The organism is Galbibacter sp. PAP.153, from assembly GCF_037029175.1.
Classification (GTDB): Bacteria; Bacteroidota; Bacteroidia; order Flavobacteriales; family Flavobacteriaceae; genus Galbibacter; species Galbibacter pacificus.
In genome coordinates this window covers 75,924-97,185 of the sequence record NZ_JAZEUN010000001.1, presented here as the reverse complement: position 1 = coordinate 97,185, position 21,262 = coordinate 75,924, and the positions used below count along the sequence as shown (strand labels likewise).

Annotated in this window: 12 protein-coding genes; 9 read left to right on the top strand and 3 right to left on the bottom strand. The window is 39.0% G+C overall.

Translation table 11 applies throughout. From position 1 onward, the window contains the following. The 3 genes from UXI14_RS00325 (at position 1) to UXI14_RS00315 (ending at position 2,848) form a co-directional block, all read left to right on the top strand. Positions 1–1,206 (top strand): efflux RND transporter periplasmic adaptor subunit, encoded by a 1,206-nt coding sequence (locus UXI14_RS00325; RefSeq protein ID WP_335964284.1) that lies wholly within the window; start codon positions 1–3, stop codon positions 1,204–1,206. 9 nt (positions 1,207–1,215) lie between these two features. Further along, positions 1,216–1,662, top strand: coding sequence for a transcriptional repressor (locus UXI14_RS00320; protein WP_335964283.1), 447 nt, complete (start codon positions 1,216–1,218; stop codon positions 1,660–1,662). A 331-nt stretch (positions 1,663–1,993) separates the two neighbouring features. Beyond that, positions 1,994–2,848 carry a DUF4347 domain-containing protein gene (locus UXI14_RS00315; protein WP_335964282.1) on the top strand — a complete coding sequence of 285 codons (855 nt, stop codon included), beginning with the start codon at positions 1,994–1,996 and terminating at the stop codon, positions 2,846–2,848. Here UXI14_RS00315 and UXI14_RS00310 read toward each other — a convergent pair. Further along, complete coding sequence (locus UXI14_RS00310; protein WP_335964281.1) at positions 2,799–3,287, bottom strand: PepSY-associated TM helix domain-containing protein; 489 nt, start codon at positions 3,285–3,287, stop codon at positions 2,799–2,801. The genes UXI14_RS00315 and UXI14_RS00310 overlap by 50 nt on opposite strands. A gap of 452 nt (positions 3,288–3,739) precedes the next feature. On the opposite strand from UXI14_RS00310, the gene katG reads away from it, so the two are divergent. Both katG and UXI14_RS00300 read left to right on the top strand, forming a co-directional pair. After that, positions 3,740–5,968 carry a catalase/peroxidase HPI gene (katG, locus tag UXI14_RS00305; RefSeq protein WP_335964280.1) on the top strand — a complete coding sequence of 743 codons (2,229 nt, stop codon included), beginning with the start codon at positions 3,740–3,742 and terminating at the stop codon, positions 5,966–5,968. A 243-nt stretch (positions 5,969–6,211) separates the two neighbouring features. Next, complete coding sequence (locus UXI14_RS00300; protein ID WP_335964279.1) at positions 6,212–8,164, top strand: glycoside hydrolase family 97 protein; 1,953 nt, start codon at positions 6,212–6,214, stop codon at positions 8,162–8,164. 42 nt (positions 8,165–8,206) lie between these two features. On the opposite strand, the gene UXI14_RS00295 is transcribed toward UXI14_RS00300, so the two are convergent. Beyond that, entirely contained in the window at positions 8,207–9,760 is a 1,554-nt protein-coding gene (locus UXI14_RS00295) for a hypothetical protein (RefSeq protein ID WP_335964278.1), read from the bottom strand. 354 nt (positions 9,761–10,114) lie between these two features. Here UXI14_RS00295 and UXI14_RS00290 point away from each other — a divergent pair, with 354 nt between their 5' ends. After that, positions 10,115–13,111: a TonB-dependent receptor gene (locus tag UXI14_RS00290; RefSeq protein WP_335964277.1), complete on the top strand. Its 2,997-nt coding sequence runs from the start codon at positions 10,115–10,117 to the stop codon at positions 13,109–13,111. A gap of 11 nt (positions 13,112–13,122) precedes the next feature. Further along, positions 13,123–14,721, top strand: coding sequence for a RagB/SusD family nutrient uptake outer membrane protein (locus UXI14_RS00285; RefSeq protein ID WP_335964276.1), 1,599 nt, complete (start codon positions 13,123–13,125; stop codon positions 14,719–14,721). An 84-nt stretch (positions 14,722–14,805) separates the two neighbouring features. Here UXI14_RS00285 and UXI14_RS00280 read toward each other — a convergent pair whose 3' ends face one another. Then, positions 14,806–15,648, bottom strand: coding sequence for an AraC family transcriptional regulator (locus UXI14_RS00280; RefSeq protein ID WP_335964275.1), 843 nt, complete (start codon positions 15,646–15,648; stop codon positions 14,806–14,808). Between the two features lie 243 nt (positions 15,649–15,891). Between UXI14_RS00280 and UXI14_RS00275 the strand changes: the two genes are divergently transcribed. Then, positions 15,892–18,147: a DPP IV N-terminal domain-containing protein gene (locus tag UXI14_RS00275; protein ID WP_335964274.1), complete on the top strand. Its 2,256-nt coding sequence runs from the start codon at positions 15,892–15,894 to the stop codon at positions 18,145–18,147. Positions 18,148–18,192: 45 nt separating this feature from the next. Beyond that, positions 18,193–21,234 (top strand): beta-L-arabinofuranosidase domain-containing protein, encoded by a 3,042-nt coding sequence (locus UXI14_RS00270; protein ID WP_335964273.1) that lies wholly within the window; start codon positions 18,193–18,195, stop codon positions 21,232–21,234. Positions 21,235–21,262: the final 28 nt, after the last annotated feature.

Below are 21,262 nucleotides of genomic sequence, written 5' to 3'. Positions count from 1 at the left end.
ATGAAAAATAATAGATATATAGTAATAGGTGCAGCATTGTTTTTAGCCTTTTTTACGTCATGCGGAAATAAGGAAAAAACCGAAGAAAGCCATCAAGAAGAAGAAGCCTATGAAGTAGGGGGAGGGCATGAAGAAGAAAATGTGCTTGAACTCTCCAAAGAACAAATTGCCCAACTCGAAATTGAGCTTGGGAGCTTGGAAAAACGTCCTATCCCAAAATATGTTGAAGCTAACGGAAAACTGGAAGTACCGCCCCAATATGAGGCAACGGTAACCGCTTCTTTGGGCGTAAACGTGCAACGTATTAATGTAATAGAAGGCGACCAAGTTGAAAAGGGGCAGGTATTGGCTTGGGTTTCTCACCCCAATATTACCAATTTGCAAACGGCATATATAGAAGCATATAACGATATGGTTTTTAAGGAACAGGAATACGATCGGCAAAAGCGGCTTTATGATGCAGGTGTGAGCTCCGGCAAGGAAATACAAAGAAGCCAGGCGGCTTATCAATCGGCACTTGGACTATCAAAAGGGTACGAGTCGCAACTACGCCATTTAAACGTTTCTCCCGATAAAATAAAAAACGTGACCATTGTTGATGCAGTTTCCATTGTAGCACCAATCAAGGGGTATGTAGAAAAGGTTGGCATAAATTTAGGCCAATATGTAAATCCGCAAGACGAACTGTTTTCTATAGTAGATAACGACCATGTGCATGCCGATTTAATGGTTTTTGAAAAAGATGTATTTCAGGTTAAAGAAGGCCAGCCAATTGATTTTACGGTGCAGTCCATTCCCGGAAAACACTTAAAAGGTGAAATACGCTCCATTGGAAAACAATTTGAAACATCACCCAAGGCAGTGCACGTACATGCAGAGATTGAAAACAAAGGCGAAAACCTAATACCGGGGATGTACATAAACGGACGCATACAAACCGGTGAAGAAACAGCCTATGCACTTCCCGAGGCCGCTATTGTAGAAAATGAGAATAAATCCATTATCTTTATGGGTGAAAAGGCCGAAGAGAACGGCAAGGAAATATGGAAGTTCACTCCCGTGGAAGTAGAAACAGGAATATCGTTTGACGGATGGACCGAAATACATTTGGCAGACTCCATACCCGGCGGAACAAAATTTAGCTACAATAGGGCTTTTGACTTGATTGCAGAAATGAAAAAGGGGAGTACCTCTCATAGCCATTAATGATAAAATATGGATACAGCGAATATTGAAGATAAATTAAAAAACAAAAAAATTAGACCAACAGCCATGCGGTTGTTGGTCTATAATTTATTGCAAGAGAAACAGCAGGCTATCTCCCTGACCGATATTGAAACAGCTTTTCTTACCGATGAGTCCCTTTCCATTCCGGTAGACAGGACCACAATATACAGGACCGTAAAGACCTTTGAGAAAAAAGGCGTTGTCCATGCCATTGAAGAAGGGAGTGGGATTGTTAAATATGCATTGTGCGATAATGATTGCGACGATGAGCACCATAGCGATATGCATTTACATTTTTATTGTACCTCATGCCAAAAAACTTTTTGCCTAACCGACCATAAAATACCAAAAGTAGCTCTTCCAAATAATTATAAAGTATTGGAGTTAAGTCTTATGGCAAAAGGGATTTGTGAAGATTGTAATAAAGACAATTAATACCTTTTGTTTCCCTTCAGTATACTTTCTTTGTTTTTAATATATGACAAATGTCATGTTATCTAATTAGAAGCCGTTCTAATTTTGGGCTTTTAATAAAATAGATAATGCAAGGAAAAAATTCTTATATTTATGTATCTTTTTACAGAATGTCATTTTTTTATGGCAATGTAAGTACATCCCTCCCAAACAAACATATTAATAGAAAGAAAAAGAGAAGTCATTTCTTATTGTTTAATCTAAAAGCAATTTGATGAACATAAAATTACTCATGTACCTTCTCCCCAACCTTTTCTTTTTTTATATATTTCCATTTGTCGTAAAAGGGAATATGAGTAAACCCATATGCCCAAATGCAATACAAAATGTATATGTAGATATGGCCGTTCAAGATCAAGAAATTTTCCATGCGGCCGTAACGCATAATATGGATAGTTCGGTTTACCACCTATTTTCTCATGGAAAATCAGGCGAGCTTTTTATTGATGGAAAATGGCTAGGCCCAAAAGAAATTGTAAAATTTTTACAACCAAAGATAGAACAAGCCAGTTCAACTATAAAATACATCAATATTTACGGTTGCGAATTTGCCAAAGGGCCTAAAGGAAGAGAAGCCTTAAAATACCTTGAAAATAAGCTCAATGTTTCTGTGGCAGCCTCTATAAACCTTACCGGAAAGGATGGTGATTGGGAGCTCGAAGCAGGTGAAAATCCTTATGTATGGTCGTTTCTAAACTATAACTACAATTTGCAGTGTACAGAAGGATATTCCGTTATTACGGGTTCAAACCTTGGCACAAATTATCCCGGGACGACCTCGGTACAAGGGCAAATGCCTGATGGAAAAACCTATACGTTTTCAGAAAGCAGCGATAATATGTACTTTTCGGTCATTAATAGTGGTACTTCTCCCGAAAATTGCCTTTTTGTAGACGATACTTACTATACCCCTGCGTCAACAGGGGAATCAATTAGTATAAATACACAGCCAACCCTTAATGGTGATATAGTCGAGATTACGTTTAGCAGTGAAGTTTCAAATATTGTGCTTCAAACCAGCGAATTAAGCAAGGTCCAGATCCGTATTCAGGGTGCCGGAATAACCGGTGAGCAAATGCTGAGCGGTTCGCCGGAAGTTAATTTCGACGATCAAAACTCCATACCAAACCGGTTACTGCCAATATAAAGGAAAAAACAAGGGCATAGAATCCCACAACATTGTGCAAGTCGTAATTAAGTTGTTTAAATTTAGCGTTCCATTTTACCTTAAAACTGTTATTCAAATTAGTTTTGTTCCACTTTTTTGGCCACCACATTATTAATCCGGTAAATAGAAGAATTATAAATATCAATGTACAAATGCCAACAATGGGCCTTCCAATAGTATATGGCAACCATAAAGAACGATGACCGTCAATAATAAATTGAAAAAAATTAAATTCATTCCCGCCAATAGGCTGTTGCTTTTTTATAAAGGCTCCTGTATATGGATTTAAAAATACTACCGAGAAGTATTGTTTGTCATCTTTAAAATAACTGTAACCAACAGCTGCTGCTCCTTTTTTGCTGCCGTAGGTCAAGCCAGTAGGTTTTATGTGCGGTATGTATATTTTGGCAGTATCCAACTAATAAGCTTGGGGGCACAAAAGGCTTATTTTGAGCTTTTACGGTCCGCCAAGGTTTCATAGCATCTTTTATTTCCCTTTCAAAGACATAAAAACTACAATACCAGAAATTAGCCCAAGCCAAAGATGTATCTGGTCATTAAATTTTCTAAATAAACTTTTCTTCTTTTTTGCCACGTTGTTTTTAAGTATGAACGAATGAGCAAATATAAACGGAATAGCATAAATTACTGAAAAGAAACATGAAGATATTTTTAGTTTACGAATAAATAAATATATGGTGATAATTGATTTTTGTAGCTTGATAATTATTCCGTAAATTATACTGGGTTAAAAAAAATAATAATTATTATGCTATAATTTTAATCTATCGAAAACTAACCAACCTATAGGATAGCATTATGTATCTTTATGTTTAAAGTATTATAAATTCTAAAATCTAAATCTTTAAAATGGAAAACAAAACATCCGGGAATAACTTATCCCATGGTTCAAAAAGCGAAGGTAAATGTCCTTTTTTGGGCAGTGCTCCAAAATTTTCTGCCGGTGGAGGAACAAGCAATAAAGATTGGTGGCCCAATAGATTAAGATTGAATGTATTGCGACAACATTCTCCGCTATCAAATCCAATGGGAGACGATTTTGATTACGCAAAAGAGTTTGCTAAACTTGACTTCAAGGCCCTAAAGAAAGATTTAAATGATTTAATGACAGACTCCCAAGATTGGTGGCCTGCTGATTTTGGCCATTACGGAGGCTTGTTCATTCGTATGGCATGGCATAGTGCGGGGACTTATAGAATTGGTGACGGCCGAGGAGGCGCAGGCTCTGGACAACAACGCTATGCCCCGTTAAACAGCTGGCCCGATAATGCCAGTCTTGATAAAGCACGACGTTTGCTTTGGCCAATTAAACAAAAGTACGGTAAAAAGATTTCTTGGGCAGACTTGATGGTGCTGGCCGGAAACGTTGCTTTAGAATCCATGGGATTCAAAACTTTTGGTTATGCCGGAGGCCGTATGGATGTGTGGGAACCAAATGAAGATGTATATTGGGGGTCTGAAACAACGTGGCTCGAAGATAAACGTTATTCTGGTGAAAGGGATTTAGAAGACCCGCTTGCGGCCGTGGTTATGGGGTTAATTTATGTAGATCCAGAAGGACCTAATGGAAATGGAGATCCAGTATCGGCAGCAAAAGATATTCGAGAAACATTTAAACGGATGGCAATGAACGATGAAGAAACCGTAGCATTAATTGCTGGAGGGCACTCTTTTGGAAAGACCCACGGTGCTGCAAGCCCTGCCGATTATGTGGGTGCCGAACCGGAAGCGGCCCCTATTGAAGCTCAGGGATTTGGATGGAAAAACAGTTTTGAGACCGGGGTTGGTGCTCATGCCATTACCGGAGGCCCCGAAGTGACCTGGACAAAAACCCCGACCAAATGGAGCAATAATTTTTTTGAAAACCTTTTTGGTTACGAATGGGAATTAACAAAAAGCCCGGCCGGAGCCAAACAATGGGTTGCCAAGGATGCAGAGGCTATAATACCCGATGCCTTCGATTCAACAAAAAAACACTTGCCTACCATGTTGACTACCGACTTGTCGTTACGGTTTGATCCAGAATACGAAAAGATATCCAGACGATTTTATGAAAATCCAGACGAGTTTGCCGATGCTTTTGCCCGCGCATGGTATAAATTAACGCACCGAGACATGGGGCCAAAAGCAAGATACCTTGGCCCGGAAGTGCCTACTGAAGAACTTTTATGGCAAGACCCAATTCCCGAAGTTGACCATAAATTGGTAAACGACCTTGACATAGCCGCTTTAAAAACTAAAATACTAGCCACGGGATTAACCGTTCCACAATTGGTGTCTACCGCATGGGCATCGGCTTCTACTTTTCGTGGTTCCGACAAGCGCGGTGGTGCAAACGGTGCGCGTATACGTTTAATGCCTCAAAAAGATTGGGAAGTTAACAATCCATCGCAATTGGCCAAAGTGTTGGGAGAACTCGAGAAAATTCAGAAAGAATTTAATAGCGGAGACAAAAAAATATCTTTGGCCGATCTTATTGTCCTGGCAGGATGCGTAGGAGTGGAGCAGGCTGTCGCAAATGGCGGGCACGATGTTACCGTACCATTTACGCCGGGGCGTATGGATGCATCACAAGAACAGACAGACGTAGAAGCTTTTGAATATCTGGAACCTTATGCAGATGCTTTTCGTAATTACCGCAGGACTAAATTTTCAGTATCAACAGAAGAATTGTTGGTAGACAAGGCTCAGCTTTTAACTTTATCAGCTCCAGAAGCTACGGTTTTACTTGCCGGAATGAGGGTTCTCGATACTAATTTTGACCATTCTAAGCACGGTGTGTTTACCCAACGTCCGGGAGCATTGACAAACGATTTTTTTGTAAATCTGCTAGATATGGGTACGGTTTGGGAGAAAATTTCGGAAGATAATGAAGAAGTGTTTGAAGGACGCGACCGAAAAACGGGGGAATTAAAATGGACTGCTACACGGGCCGACCTGATTTTTGGTTCTAATTCCGAATTTCGTGCCTTGGCCGAAGTTTATGGAAGTTCGGATGCCAAAAAAGAGTTTGTAAACGATTTTGTAGCTGTTTGGAACAAGGTTATGAACCTTGACCGCTTTGATTTAACAAACTAATTTATTAAAAAACAATTATTAAAAGAGGCAACTTAAGGGTTGCCTTTTTTTGTGCGTACAGATTATGTAGCTTATTAAAATATTTTCAAAATATTTAATAAACTGATAATCAACAATTTTTTGTCGTGGGGTATAGCATGAGGCATGTTATGAAAAATATAAACCAATGCAAATATTGAATGTTTAATTTTAAAATTAATAAATTTAGCCAGCCAATAACCACACTTAAAACTTATAATTATAATGAAAACACTTTTATGCTGCCTTTTTGGGTGGCTTTTTATAGGTTCAATCGCTGCCCAGCAGAACCTCAGTTCCCCAAACACCCACATTAAAGTAGCTGTAACACACGAGAAAGGCCTTAATTTAAAGATTTACCTTAACGGAAATGTTTTAGTCGAAAATATTAGTCCGAAAATGGATTTCGCTTCCGGAAAAACTTTTGGACAGGGTAAAGAGCCTAACGATAGTACCGTTGAAGAAATCAGCAATGAAATTACTGCCATTGTGCCTACCAAATCCAGCAGGATTACGGATCATTATAACTTACTTACCTTAAATTATGATGATTTTAATTTTGAGGTCCGGGCATACAACAATGGTGTAGCATACCGTTTTGTTTCCAAGCTTAAAGGCAATGATGAAGTAATGGACGAAGGCATGGATGTTTCTTTCCCGTCAGATTATCAATGCTATTTGCCTGAAGAAAAACAATTGATTTCGCATTTTGAAAATTACTACACAAAAACACAAGTTTCTGAAATAAAACCTAAAACAATTGCGGCACTACCAACACTTTTCACCAATAAACGGGGCGAGAGTGTCTCCATAACAGAGGCAGATTTATACGATTACCCAAACCTGTTTTTAGAAAAATCAGACAAAGGATTTAAAAGCTTGTTTCCCAACTATGTTTTAAGCACCGAACCATTAAAAGAAGATCAGGACCGGTTGGAAAAAATAAAAGAAGCGGCTCCATATATTGCAAAAACTTCCGGGGCCAGGACTTTTCCTTGGCGTTTGTTTATGATTTCGGAAAACGATAAGCAAATAGTAGAAAACAATTTGGTCTACCAGTTGGCATCACCTTTAAAAATAAAAGATACTTCATGGATAAAACCCGGAAAAGTAGCATGGGACTGGTGGAATGCAAACAATGTTTACAATGTGCCCTTTAAAAGTGGTTTAAATACACAGACCTATAAATATTACATAGATTTTGCAGCTGAATTTGGTTTGGAGTACATAATATTGGACGAAGGATGGTCTAAATCTACTCTAAACGTAATGGAGCCCAACCCGGATATAGACATGGAATCTTTAACGGCTTATGCCAAGGAAAAAAATGTGGGCATTATACTTTGGAGTCTATGGCGGCCTTTAGACAGCAATATGGAAGTCCTTTTAACCCAATACGAAAAATGGGGGATAAAAGGGGTAAAGGTCGATTTTATACAAAGAGCCGACCAATACGTGACCAATTTTTACGAGCGTTTGGCCAAAACGGCTGCCGAGCACCGTTTACTAGTAGATTATCATGGAGGAATGAAGCCATCGGGCATGCGCAGGGCTTACCCGAACATCATTAATTATGAAGCTGTAAAAGGATTGGAAAATAATAAGTGGACCGATAAAATTACTCCCGAGCACGACCTAACCCTTCCCTTTACAAGAATGACAGCCGGGGTAATGGATTATACGCCAGGAGGTATGGACAATGCACATGAAGATAATTATGCCGTTCGCTTTAACAGGCCAATGACATTGGGCACCCGTGCCCACCAAATGGCCTTGTACATAATGTTCGAGGCCCCTTTGCAAATGTTGGCAGACAGCCCATCTAATTATTACAACAATCCAGAAAGTACCGGGTTTATTTCCAAAATACCAACCACATGGGAAGATACAAAGGTGATCGAAGCAAAAATTTCGGACTATTTGGTCTTGGCCAGAAAGAACAAAGACATATGGTATGTGGCCGGACTAACAGATGAAACCCCGCGCGACTTTAAAATAGACATGTCTTTTTTAGATTCAAAAAGGAAATACAACATTGTTTGGTTTGAAGATGGCATAAATTCTGATAAAGTTGCCAAAGACTATTCGGTTAAAAAACAAATAATCTCATCAACCGACGAATTGGATATTTCCATGCATTCTGGGGGTGGTTGGATAGGGATTATCTCGCCTGAATAATTGGTTTTCGGTATAAAAATAGACAAAACAGAAGGTGTATGGTTATTGTTGCAACCATGCACCTTGTATTTTTTTCTGAAGCGCTGACGGTTGTTTTATTTCCATGATTCTATAAAGTGAGACCTTACCATTTGCATCACTGGATTTTTCAATTTTTAGACCGGCATAGTTTAAATATTTGTTGTAGTCCAATTCCTTGGTGGTATAAACATATTCAAATTCTTTTGCTAGTGAGACCCCGGCAATGGTTTCGCATACAGTTTGAAATTCTGCTTCGGTAAAGCCCCTATTAAGTTCTTTGTAGTATTTCCAATACAATGTTTTCATTACATCGTTAAGGGATTTCTCGTTATGGGTAGCGTTTCTAATTGCAAAGTCCAAGAAAAGCCCAACAATGGGGCCTTTGTCGTAATAAGAAATGGTTTTACCTTTTTCATCTTTTAAGTTTCCAAATGGGCCATCTTTCCATGTATTAAAACTGGCCTGAGCCAAAGATTGATGTTTCCGTCCGGGATTACTTTCCACTGCATTGATATGTGATTCTAAGTCGTTGAAAAATATTTGTTTATCTATAATTCCCGATTTTTTCGATATTATATATTCATAGTAAACGGTCAAGCCTTCGGCTATCCATAACTGGTTTGTTTTACTGCCATTTTCGTAATCAAACGGGCCCAGTTCGAATGGTCTAATTCTTTTTGCATTGTAATGGTGGAAATATTCATGTGCCAAGAAATTTAAGGTACGGTTAATGCTTTCTTCCGATGTAAGCTGGTTTCCGTCAAAACTTACAGTAGTAGTGTTTAAGTGCTCTATTCCACCCCGACCGGGCCCAATCCCGATAAAAGTATATTGATTGTACGGAATATCATCAAAAATGTCCACGGCAGCTTCAATTATTTTTTGTAGCCTGTTCATCAAACCTGCACCATCAAAATCGCCAAGTTTATAACCTATAAATTTATGGGGAACTCCTTTTACTTTAAATGAAGGCAACTCGTCTAGATTACCAATTAAAATTGGGCAATCATATAAAAAATCGAAATTTTTTGCGCGGTATATGCTTGTTTTAGAGTTTACCAATGTAAGGCCCGTAGCAATGTTTTGCCATTTTATAGGGTCTCCACGGTTGATATTTATTTGTACTTCATTGTTTAAATAGCCTTCGGGATACAAAAAATTGTTTGCAGGTACTATATATGCATGCGTAGTATCCATAAAGCTATCGGCAACAAACTGTTTTTCGGCTTTTATACTGTACTTTATAGAAACAGCATCCTGTACTTTTTTAATGACCTGCCAAGTATTTTTGTTGATTTTTTCAACTACAATGGCAGTTCCATCTTTACGCTCCGCACTTATGTTTTCTATGGTCGATGCGTAATCTTTAAATTGATAATAACCCGGTGTCCAATTTGGTATTTTAAGTTGTATGGTATCTTTGGCAAAATCCTTTAGCTCAAGTTCCATTTGGAATGTATGATGCTCCGGGTTTATTATGGATACCGTATAATTAATTAAGATATTGCCTTTTTGAGCGCTTAAATTATTTGCAATAATTGTAAGGAATATCAGGAGGTAATAAGGTTTCTTCATTTAATGTAAATTGGTTTAAGTGTGCCGGAAATTGTAAATATAATGTTTGGGTTTATATAAAACACGGTCGATATTAACCAAAACTAATGAAATATTATCAGCTTGTTTTTTACTTTGATATATTCCTTGTTTTTATTATAGATTAATGTATTTTCTTCTGTTTTATGTATGTTTCTTTATATATTAGTTAATATAGTATTAGTATATGCTAATATTTAAATATTCTTTAACATTTATAGTCATAATTTTACAAGTGTTAAACTAACACGTAATAAAAAAATGCAGTTTATGCATATCGCATAGGTTGTTTTATCTATTTAAAAACTAACAATTTAACCAGTAAAATTATTAATTATGGAACAAACCAATTCATCCATTGGAGCTATACATGGAAGTAATTTTAACAAATACAAATTGCTTTATGTACTGGCTTTCTTTTTGACCTCATTTTCTTCTTTTTCACAACAAAATATAACGGGAATTGTAAGAGACGAAAACGGAATTCCCATAGCTGGGGCATCGGTTTCAGAAAAAAATACTTCAAACGGGGTTGTAACCGATTTTGATGGGAATTTTCAACTAAATGTAAGTGCTGCCAATTCAACCATTGTGGTGTCATATATTGGTTTTGAAACTTATGAAGCCTCAATTGGAAATAAAACTTCACTCGATATTATTTTAAAAGAAAATTTACAGGAACTGGACGAAGTGGTGGTCATAGGTTATGGTACCCAGAAAAAGGCCAATGTAACCAGTGCTGTTGCAACGGTAAAATCTGAAGATTTTGTACAGGGGAACGTAAAAGATGCCGCACAACTTATTCAGGGTAAAGTTGCCGGTTTGACCATTTCTGCGCCTTCCGGAGACCCAACACAAGGGTCTCAGGTAAAATTAAGGGGAATTTCATCGCTTACCGGGGGCACCGATCCGCTGGTTTTGGTAGATGGCGTTCCTGGGAGCCTAAGCACTGTAGCCCCGGAAGATATAGAATCTATTGATGTTTTAAAAGATGGTTCTGCTACTGCAATATACGGTACAAGGGGAACCAATGGCGTTATTATCATTACCACCAAAAAAGGGAATTACAATGCCAAACCTACCATAGAATACAATGGGTATTCTTCTTTGTCTACTATAGCAAGGCAGATGGATTTTCTTGATGCCGATGAATTACGGCAAAAGTATGCCGAAGGCTATAGTTTTGTGGGGGCAAACCTGCAAGATTTTGGATCTGATACTGATTGGCTCGATGAAATTACCAGAGATGCACTTAGCCAGGTACATAACGTGATTTTTAGAGGAGGGAACGATGCTACCAATATTACAGCTTCTGTAAATTACCGTGATTTGGAAGGAATATTTCTTAAATCTGAAACAGAGAAATACACGGGTCGGATTAGTGTTAACCATGCCATGTTCGATAATAAATTGAAGACAAATATAGCCATGATCGCCAGTGAACAGGTATACAATGCCCTTGGCGATGGCACCAGTTTCGATCCTTACATATACAGACAGGCCATTATACGCAATCCCACCGAACCAATTTATGACGAAAATGGAAATTGGTACGAAAGGGATGTTTATTTTTACGATAATCCTGTAGGCTATATTGAAGAAACCATTGGGGAGAACCGTTATAGAAATGTACGTTTCGATTTTAGCATGAGTTACGATTTTAATGATAACCTCACCTTAAAAGGACTTTATACACGAAAAGGGAACTCGAACATCCGTGGTTTTTATCAAACCAAAAACCATGTTTCTACTGTAAAATATGCACAAGACGGTTTTGCATCAAGGGGCACAAATGATTATAGGGGAAATTACGGGCAATTAACGCTCGATTATAAACAAACTTTTGGCAAGCATACCGTAACAGGTTTGGCTGGGTACAATTATGAAGATAATGTAACCGAAGGCTTTTGGGCAACCAACAGGCGTTTCCCAACCGATGGTTTTACCTATAACAATATTGGTTCCGGACAAGGCTTGCAACTCGGTGAAGCCGGAATGGGAAGCGATAAATATTCAGATAAATTAATCGCTTTCTTTGGGCGGGTAACTTATAATTATGATGATCGTTATTTGTTGCTTGCCAGTTTACGCCACGAAGGTTCTTCCCGTTTTGGAGAAGACAATAAATGGGGGAATTTCCCGGGAATTTCTGCCGGATGGCGCATAGACCAAGAGGCTTTCATGGAAAATGTTGACTGGGTAGACAATTTAAAACTTCGTGCAGGTTATGGTATTACCGGGATTAATGCAGGAGAAAATTACCAATCTTTAAGTGGGCTAACTTATGGCGATTACTTTTTAAACAACGGAAACTGGATACGTGAGTTGGTGCCTTCTAGAAACGCCAACCCGAACTTACGGTGGGAAAAGAAAAAAGAACTCAACTTCGGGTTGGATTTTGGGTTTTTAAATAACCGTATAAGCGGTGCTATCGATTATTATAAAAGAAGGACAGAAGGCGCCTTATATGATTATAGCGTACCAACACCTCCATATTTTTATGGAACCATAGCTGCAAATGTTGCCGAGCTGGAAAACTCAGGTTTGGAAGTTTTGCTCAACGTAATACCGTTCCAAACGGAAAATTTTACATGGACCGCCAATTTTACTTATTCAAAAAACACAAACGAAGTTATTTCGTTGTCTAATGATGAATTTCAGCTAACCAACGATTTCTTTGATGAGGGATATACCGGGGAGCCCATTCAAATTGAAACACACCGGGTAAAAGAAGGAGAGCCTATCGGGAATTTCTTCGGTTTAAAAAGTGTGGATATTACGGATGATGGAATTTTCCTTATTGAAACTCCCGAAGGCGACATTATTCCAGCCACCGAGGCTACCACCGAAGACAGACAGGTTTTAGGAAACGGCCTTCCAACCGCTTATTACAGTTGGAACAATACGGTAAGGTATAAAAACTGGGACTTCAACATTAATTTACGCGGGGCAATGGATTATCAAATCCTGAACTTCTCCCGCATGTTCTACGAAAACCCAACAGTGAGCTACAATGTATTGGATTCTGCTTTTGATGAAGTATACGGAAAAGCTGTTTTAAACGATGTACAGCGGTATGTAAGCTATTATGTGGAAGACGGCGATTTTTTAAAAATAGACAATGTTACCCTGGGGTATACCTTGCCAAAGGATGCACTTAAATTTACCGATAGTTTCCGGATTTACTTTTCGGGACTCAACCTTGCTACTTTTACCAAATACAAGGGGATAGACCCAGAAGTGAATAGGAGTGGACTTGCACCAGGCAACGACGAGCGGGACAAATATCCTTCTACAAGAACCTTTACACTAGGAATTAATTTCACATTATAAAATTTAAAACGATGAAAAATATAACAAGTTATTTAACTCCTTCTATCATAAAATTTTTGGCTCTTGCACTAATCGTTTCTTGTACAACTATAGGGTGCACCAATTTAGATGAAGAAGTATTTTCAGAAGTTACCGAAGATTCTTTTGTTCCGGCCGACTCCGATATCGTTGCAGTAATGGCTTCGGCTTATACGCCATTAAGATTTATTATGGGTTGGCAAGGATATTTTGATGTTCAGGAAGAACCTGCCGATATGATTGTAACTCCCACAAGACCCAACGGTTGGGACGATGGCGGAACGTATAAACGTATGCACTTCCATCAATGGGACAATACCCAATGGCAGCCCAGAAATACATGGATTACTTGTTTTAATGGTATCAATAGTGCCAATAGGGTAATTTTACAGATAGAATCTGGAAACCTGCCCGTTTCAGAAGAACAGGCAGCTAGCATTATTGCAGAAATGAGGGCTTTAAGGGCTTTGTATTATTCTATGTTGATAGATACTCATGGCAACGTGCCCATTATTGCTAGTTATAGCGACGAAATTCCAACACAGAACACACGTCAGGAAGTGTACGATTTTATTGTATCCGAGCTAACAGAAATCATTCCTTCGTTAACAGAAACCGTTGACGGGTCTACATATGGACGTATGACAAAATGGGCGGCTTATCACGTGTTGGCAAAAGTATATTTAAATGCCGAAGTCTATACCGGAACGCCGCAATGGGAAAAATGTATTGCAGCCTGTAATGAAATAATTAACAGTCAGGAATTCACACTTTCAGATAATTACCGAGATATATTTAGTGCCCAAAATGAAGGAAACCCCGAAATGGTTTTTGCAGTTCCTTACGATCAAATATATGCGCAGGAATGGAGTGCACATATGAAGATGCTGTTGCCAGATCATCGTTTGGTGTTCGATATGGAAGCCCAACCATGGGGCGGCTCCAGTTGTAACCCGCAATTTATTGATAGTTATGAAGCTACCGATAACAGATTGGCAGACACTTGGCTTATGGGCGATCAGCTAAACGCTACAGATGGTAGCGTGGTTATGACCTTGGTGAAGGAAATGCCTAGTATATTCAATTGCGATTTTACCGATGGTTTCCGTTGTGGCAAATACGAAATTGAACCGGGAGCCACAGGCGCACTTAATAATGACTTTCCTTTTTTACGTTACACCGAAGTATTAATGATGAAAGCCGAAAGTTTGTTGAGAACCGGACAAAGTGGCGCAGCTGCTCAAATTGTAACAGATGTACGTATGCGTTCTTTCAACAGTCCGGCAGATGCCACTGTAACCGGGGCAGAACTGGAAGGAGATACTACCGTAGAATACGGAACCTTGGCAGAAGATGGAAGCATTGATGCCCCGGGCAATCAATCGCCGGTGCAATACGGTCGTTTTCTAGATGAGCTGGGCTGGGAATTTGCTGCCGAGGCACACCGAAGAACCGACTTAATCCGTTTTGGGGTATTTCAAACCAAGAACTGGTACAACCATACACCGCAAGGCGATCATACCATTATTTTTCCTATAGGTCTGGAAGAATTAAATACCAATTCAAACCTAAAACAAAACCCGGGATATTAATTTTATAATAATTGAGTTAGTTTAAGTAGATTTTTCACACCAAAAGGCGGATGTTTCATCCGTCTTTTTGCATTAAATAAACGTTTAATATTGGGTTCTGTATTGAGAAGGCGTTATACCTTTAAGTTCTTTAAATTTTCTGTTAAAGTTTGTAATGTTTTGAAAACCGCAAAGCTCAGAAACAGTGGCAATAGACATTTCTTTGTTCCTAAAAAGAAGTTTACAGGCGTTTTCAATACGTATTTCAATTAAAAACTGAAAAAAGGTTTTATTGGTACGCTTTTTAAAATACCTACAAAACGCATTTTTGGTCATATTGGCCTTATCGGCCACTTCTTCTAAGGTTATTTGGTTGTGGTAGTTTTCCATGGCATGTTCAAAAACGGCACGCATACGCTTTCCTTCGTCGTCGGTATATTTTTTTCCGTATATAAAAGAAGAAAGCGGAGCATGCTCAATGGCTATAATTTGGTTTATTATTTTTAAAAGAGAGGCAATGCGCTCTATTTTACTTTGGTATTGTAATTTTTTGAAGATTTTGACAATCTTTTTATGATCCTCCGAAATTTTCATACCGTATGCTGCGTTTGTAAAAAAATCTTTTGCAGTCTCCATATCGCTAATATGGAAAAACTCCTTTCCAAAAGCGTTTTTTGTAAAAAATAGTGTGTACATAATAGACATGTCAGAGGCTTCAACATCACTTTTAAATACATGCGGAACATTGCCCCCAATAATCAAAATGTCGTTTTTATGGTAGGTATTAATAGAGTCTCCAACAACCAAAGTCCCGCTACCTTTTAAAATAAAACTGATCTGGATTTCTTCATGTTGGTGCAATTGGTCGTAAAAAACCACTTCATGATCTTCTTGGTATACCAATGCTTCTTGCTCGGGTTTTGGTATCTTAAACGGGAGGACTTTCATTTTTAGGCTGTATTTAAAACAATATTAATCAAAAAAAGGCTTCATATATCATATTTGGGTAATATACTATTGATAATGGTTAATTATTGATTCATATGTAGAAAAAAAGCATTTATATGTTCAAAATTATAATACCAGAATACCTCATCAAACTTACAATTAGAGTTTCAACGGTTAAGATAGTATGACTTTTTGCTAATATTCTTCAAACTTCTTATGCATTTTATGCATAGTTTTATGCTTATGTATACAATAAAAACTTGTGCCCGCAAAATATGTGTTATAATAACACTTTTTACATCTTTTTGGACAAATGCCCAAGGATCAATTGCCGATTATAAAAGATCTGTGGCTGTAGATACGCTGTTTAGGGATAAAGTATATAATGCGCCAACAGATTTTCATTGGCAAGATGACAATCTATTTTGGTATGTCAACAAAACAGAAAAAGGAGATGAGTATATAAAGGTAAACGCTTCAAAAAACAGACAAGAACTGGCCTTCGATCATACAAAATTGGCAAAAAGCCTTTCTGTTTTAAATAAAGACACTATTCAACCGGGTGCCATCACTATACATGACTTAAAATTTAAAGAAGACCGACTTAATTTTAAAACAGATAGTTTAGAGCTTTCTTGCAACCTTGTCAATTATAAATTAACAATCATAAAGAAACTTGAAAAGAAAGCCACCAACCGTTATTGGGGCGATAGGGATGATGAACGAAAGGGGGAACCGGTAATTTCTCCTGATAAAAAGTATACCGCATTTATTAAAAATTATAACGTATACGTGCAAAACCTCGATACAAAAGAAGAAAAGCAGCTCAGCTTTGATGGGTCTAAAGGGTATTACTATTCATGGCAAATAAAATGGGCGCCCGATAGTAAAAAAATCATGGCGTATAAATTGCGACCGGCAGAAGACCATAAAATTTATTTTGTCGAGTCAAGTCCCAAAGACCAATTACAGCCAAAATTACAATCCAGGGATTATTTAAAACCCGGCGATCAGGTGGCTTTTAAGAGTCCGCAATTATTTCATGTGGAAAATGGCAAACATTTATATATCCCTACCGATTTATTTCAGCAGCAATTCCATTTAGGGAACATAACATGGCGTAAAGACAGCAGTGCCTTTACTTTCGAATACAATGAGCGTGGTCACCAACGCTACAGTATAATAAACATTGATGCCAATACTGGAAACGTGAAGGTTTTAGTAGATGAAAAAAGCCCAACTTTTATTGATTACAGCGGGAAAAAATACAGGTACGATGTAAATAATGGCGAACAGATTATCTGGGCTTCCGAAAGAGATGGGTGGAACCATTTATACTTATACAATGGAAAGACCGGCAAGCTAATAAGGCAGATTACCAAAGGGAATTGGCCCGTTCGCGAAGTTGTAAAGGTAGACGAAGAAGAAAAACAAATATATTTTATTGCAAGCGGCTTGGACAAAGACCAGGATCCGTATTTCGAACATTATTGTAGAATAGATTTTGATGGCAGGAACTTTAAACGTTTCACTACCGAAAATGGCAACCATAAAGTATACTTTTCAGCAAAGAACAGTTATTACGTAGACCAATATTCAAGGGTCGATGCACCGCCAATAACCTTGCTGAAAGACAAAAACGGGGAGTTGATCAAAGAATTGGAAAGGGCAGACATATCCAAGCTTTTGGCCACGGGATGGAAGTACCCCGAAGTTTTTAACGCTAAAGGCAGGGATGGCAAAACAGACATTTGGGGTATCATCGTCCGGCCTACAAATTTCGACCCATCAAAAAAATACCCCATTATTGAATACATTTATGCAGGTCCACACGATTCTTTTGTGCCAAAAAGCTTTCAAAGTTACTATTGGTCTATGTCGCCATTGGCAGAGTTAGGGTTTATCATGGTACAGATAGACGGCATGGGGACCTCTAACCGATCGAAAGCTTTCCAGGATGTTTGTTGGAAAAACCTTAAAGATGCTGGCTTCCCCGATAGAAAACTGTGGATGCAAGCAGCAGCCAAAAAATACCCGTATATGGATATCGATAAGGTTGGAATTAGAGGAACTTCTGCCGGAGGGCAAAGCGCCGGGGGAGCATTGGTGTTTAACTCCGATTTTTACGATGTAGCCGTAGCTTCTTGTGGTTGTCACGATAACCGAATGGATAAAATATGGTGGAACGAACAATGGATGGGCTACCCAATAGGACCACAATATGCAGCATGTTCCAATATTGAAAACGCTTCAAAGATGCAAGGCGATTTAATGTTGATTGTAGGTGAAGTAGACGATAATGTAGACCCCGCATCTACCTATCAGTTTGCAAATGCATTGATAAAAGCCGGAAAAGACTTCCAGCTGGTGGTCGTTCCGGGAATGTCTCATTCCGCAGGAGGTACATTTGGCGATAAAAAACGAAAAGACTTTTTTGTAGAAAAACTCTTGGACGTAAAACCACCTTCTTGGGACAAGGTATATGCAAACGAAGAATAAAAATGAAACCATTTATAAAGAACTAAAGAAAACCAAGCTAACATTATGAAACCATATAAGTTACTATTTTACTTGCTGTTATGCAGTTGTGTGTTCAATACAACCATAACAAAAGCCCAAAGCGGAGACCAGATACTGGATGGTATTGGAGAAACAGGATTGATTGCCCGTTATGTTTTTAACGGCGATGCAAAAGATTGGTCCCGTAACAATCTACATGGTGAAATACATGGAGAAAAGCATGCCTTTGTTGATGATGAAAAGTTTGGAACCGTACTTTCTTTAGCAGATAACGCATATGTTTCAATTCCCGGAGAAGTAGTATCTGCCGAAGAGTCAATCAGTGTTGTAGGTTGGGTTTACTTACATTCCGACCAAAAAGTGCAATACTTTTTTAATTTTGTAAACCATAAAAACGCCCATTTTCTTGTTGCACCTGTTGGAAACAACAACGAAAAGGGTTTTTTAACCGAAATTACTACTTCAACTGGAAAAAAATACAAAACCAATTCCCCGGCCCTGGAGATTAATAAATGGTACCATATTGCCATAGTTTTAGATACCCCTTCAAAATCCTTGCGCACCTATGTCAATGGGAAATTGGCCGGCCAAACCAATACCATAGCACTAGAGTTACAAGAGGTTTTCAATGGCAATTCGGCCAAAAAAAACGCACTTTACATTGGGGAATCGCTTTTAGAAGCAAAATTGCATGATTTTAGGGTGTACCGCATTCCTTTAAGCCAACAACAAGCTGAAAGAATTTACAACAACGCCCTGCATAACGAAGAAACCGTTGTAAACGAAAGGAAAGAGCCCGAAGACAACCTTCCGGTTTTTTCCAAGGATACCCCGCAACTATACAATAAGTACATAACCACTGTCCCAGATATTCAAGTAGAAACTACGGTAGGGTACCTTCCAAGGCTACCGCGTTATGTAAAGGCCGTTTATCAAGACGGGATTCAAGAACAAAGGGCACGGGTTCTTTGGCCGGCACCCAAAGACAACAATAAAGTACTAAAAGCAGGTAAATATACGGTAACAGGGCATATTGCAGGAACCGCCATAACGCCCAAAGCCATTGTAACGGTAAAAGAAACAGGAAATCTTGCCACACCAAAACGTACACTAGCGGCTTTTAACTTAAATCAGGTTACATTAAATGCCGATCTTCATGGACATAGCACAAAATTTATTGAAAACAGGGACAAGTTTATAAATACTTTGGCCAATACCAATCCAGACGCCTTTTTGTACATGTTCCGTAATGCTTTTGGGCAGGAACAACCAAAAGGAGCAGAGCCATTGGGCGTATGGGATTCTCAAGAAACAAAACTACGTGGTCATGCAACCGGGCATTATTTAACGGCCATTGCCCAAGCATACGCCAGTACGGGGTACAATAAAGAGTTACAGCAAAACTTTGCCAATAAAATGCAGTATATGGTAAATACCTTGTACCAATTATCGCAAATGTCCGGCAACCCTAAAACAACAGGGGGCGAGCATGTAGTAGATCCAACAGCGGTGCCACCGGGTCCGGGAAAAACAGACTATAATTCCAATTTAAGCATAGATGGTATCCATACCGATTACTGGAATTGGGGAAAAGGCTATATCAGTGCTTATCCGCCCGACCAATTTATCATGTTGGAGAACGGGGCTACCTATGGTGGGCAGGATACTCAAGTATGGGCACCTTATTATACGCTGCACAAAATCATTGCCGGGTTGATGGATGTTTACGAAGTAAGCAACAACGAAAAGGCTTTAGAGATAGCCAAGGGAATGGGAGACTGGGTCTATGCCAGATTGAGCAAACTCCCAACCAGTACCCTTATTAGCATGTGGAACAGGTACATAGCAGGGGAATTTGGAGGGATGAACGAGGCTATGGCACGTTTGTACAGAATAACAAAAGACGATAATTATTTAAAAACGGCCCAATTGTTCGACAATATCAAAGTATTTTATGGCAATGCAGGGCATTCTCATGGATTGGCCAAAAACGTCGATACTTTTCGTGGCCTGCATGCCAACCAGCACATCCCACAAATAATGGGGGCGCTTGAAATGTACCGCGATTCGCATGCCCCAGAATACTATCGGGTGGCCGATAACTTTTGGTATAAAACCACAAACGACTATATGTACAGTATCGGGGGTGTGGCAGGCGCCCGCAACCCGGCAAATGCCGAATGCTTTACAAGCCAGCCGGCCACCCTATACCAAAACGGGTTCTCGGCAGGTGGACAAAACGAAACTTGTGCCACGTACAACATGCTTAAATTAACTAGAAACCTTTTCCTTTTCGACCAGCGTGGAGAATTAATGGATTATTACGAGCGCGGACTCTATAACCACATCCTTGCTTCGGTAGCAAAAAACACGCCTGCCAATACATACCACGTTCCGTTAAGGCCAGGCTCGGTAAAGCACTTTGGAAACCCCAACATGACCGGGTTTACGTGCTGCAACGGCACAGCCCTTGAAAGCAGTACAAAACTTCAAAATTCAATTTACTTTAAAAGCAAAGACAACAATGCCTTGTACGTTAACCTGTATGTTCCTTCTACTTTAAAATGGACAGAAAAGAGCATAACCGTGCAACAAACAACTGCCTTTCCAAAAGAAGATTTTACCAAGTTGACAATAAAGGGCAACGGAAGCTTTGCTTTAAATGTCCGTGTGCCACATTGGGCTACCAAAGGCTTTTTTGTTAAGATAAACGGAAAACAAGAAAAGGTTCGGGCAGTACCGGGAACCTATCTTTCCATAAACCGCAAATGGAAGGATGGAGATACCGTCGAGTTGCGCATGCCGTTCCAGTTTCATTTAGAACCAGTAATGGACCAACAAAATATTGCCAGTTTGTTTTACGGACCCGTTTTGCTCGCGGCCCAAGAAACAGAACCCCGTACAGCATGGCGTAAAGTAACTTTTAATGTAGAAGAAATGGGCAAAGCCATTAAAGGAAATCCAGAAAAACTGGAATTTACCATAGACGGAGTTCTTTACAAACCTTTCTACGAAACCTATGGCCGTTACTCGGTATATTTGGATGTTTCCCTAAAAGAGCAATAAAACTATAAAGTTAACCACCTAAGCCACA